Consider the following 1,920-nt stretch of genomic DNA (forward strand, 5'->3'; position numbering starts at 1 on the left):
ATAATAGTTTGTAACTCTGGGATGTCTTCTAGTGGCAAAGCCGCTAAGGCTGAGGGGGGTAAAGTAATATGAGTAATACCATAATCTTTTAATCGCCCCATTAATGGCAACCCAGGCATTAAAGCGTCTTTTGTGTCTAAATAAAGGGTTGCACCCGATCCTATGGCCATGATAATTTCCCAGATAGAAGCATCAAAATTGAGGGAAGCAAACTGGAGAAGGCGAGAGTTTGACTGTAAGTTAAACGTTTTAATTTGCGCTGTAGCTAGGTTAAATAGTCCCCGATGTTCCACCATTACCCCTTTAGGTTTTCCGGTAGAACCAGAGGTATAAATGAGATTAGCTAAATTATTGGCTGTTACTACTCCTGTTAGGTTATCTTGGCTGTTTTGGTTAATTTCTTCTGTGAATCTGTCTAACAAGATTAGCGGCGCTTGATGTTCAGGTAATTTATCGATTAATCCCTCTTGAGTTAGCAATAATGACAGTTGAGCATCAGCGATGGCAAATTGTAGCCGTTCACTGGGATAATCTGGGTCGAGAGGTAGATATGCACCACCCGCTTTTAATATCCCCAATAACCCCACAATCATCTCTAAGGAACGCTCAAGGGAAATACCGACTAAAGTATCAGCTTTTACGCCTAATTTCCGCAGATAATGAGCTAATTGATTAGCACGACAATTTAACTCATTGTAGGTTAATTGTTGCTGGGAACAGACCACCGCTACCGCGTCGGGTGTGCGTTTTACCTGTTCCTCAAATAACTGATGAATACACTTATACTCAGGATAGTCAACTTGAGTATTGTTCCACTCAATTAATAACTGATTAGTCTCACTTTCTGTCAGTAAGGGTAATTGGGAAATCCGCGCTTGAGGATTGGCCGCAATTCCCCCTAATAAGTTGAGAAAATGCCCTGATAATCGCTCAATAGTGCTACTTTCAAACAAATCAGTATTATATTCCCAGACACCTTTTAAGCCATCATCGGTGTTAACCATAGCTAAGGTTAAATCAAACTTAGCTGTGGTATTTTCCGGTGGCAAATCTGTCACCGTTAATCCCGTCATTCCAATCTCAGACTTAGGTGTATTTTGCAGGACAAAAGCGACTTGAAATAGGGGAGTATGGCTCAAATCCCGTTCTGGTTGCAACGCTTCGACTAACATTTCAAAGGGTAAGTCTTGGTGCGCGTAAGCATCCATTGTCACTTCCCGAACACGGGTTAATAACTGACTAAAACTCGGATTATCTGATAAATCCGTCCGCATCACTAAAGTATTAACAAAGAAGCCGATTAAACCCTCAATTTCAACGCGATTACGATTAGCGATGGGAGTTCCTACCAAAATATCACTTGACCCTGTATAACGATACAGTAAAGCATCAAAAGCAGCCAACAGCGTCATAAATAATGTCACCCCTTGTTGGCGACTCAATTCAGTCAAAGCTTGGCTAAGTTTGGGGGAAAGGGAAAATTCTTGCTGAGTACCGACAAAGCTTTGCACCGCAGGTCGAGGGTGGTCTGTGGGAAGAGATAATAAAGAAGGTGCATTTGCTAGTTGATTTTGCCAGTAATTTAATTGACTTTGTAGGACATCCCCTTGTAACCATTGTTTTTGCCAAACTGCAAAATCTGCATACTGAATCGGTAAGGGAGCTAAATTTGCGGGATGATTTTGAGTGTAAGCATTATATAAGCTGGTCAATTCGTGAATAAATACTTCGATTGACCAACCATCACTAATAATGTGGTGCATACACACTAATAAGAAATGTTCCGTCTCCGATAGCACCACTAAAGTGATTCTGATTAAGTATTCTTTGGCTAAATTAAAGGGTTGAGTGGCTTGTTTTTGCTTTAATTGCTGTGTTTTTTCTTCTTGTTCATGGATGGGTAAATCTTGTAAATCAACG

At 40.7% G+C, this 1,920-nt stretch carries 1 protein-coding gene; it reads right to left on the bottom strand.

The features are described 5' to 3' along the window. A partial coding sequence (locus PX636_RS13180) for a non-ribosomal peptide synthetase (protein ID WP_288117534.1) occupies positions 1-1,920 on the bottom strand: 1,920 nt, incomplete at both ends.

It is taken from the genome of Microcystis sp. M53598_WE2 (genome assembly GCF_030067735.1).
Lineage (GTDB): Bacteria > Cyanobacteriota > Cyanobacteriia > Cyanobacteriales > Microcystaceae > Microcystis > Microcystis aeruginosa.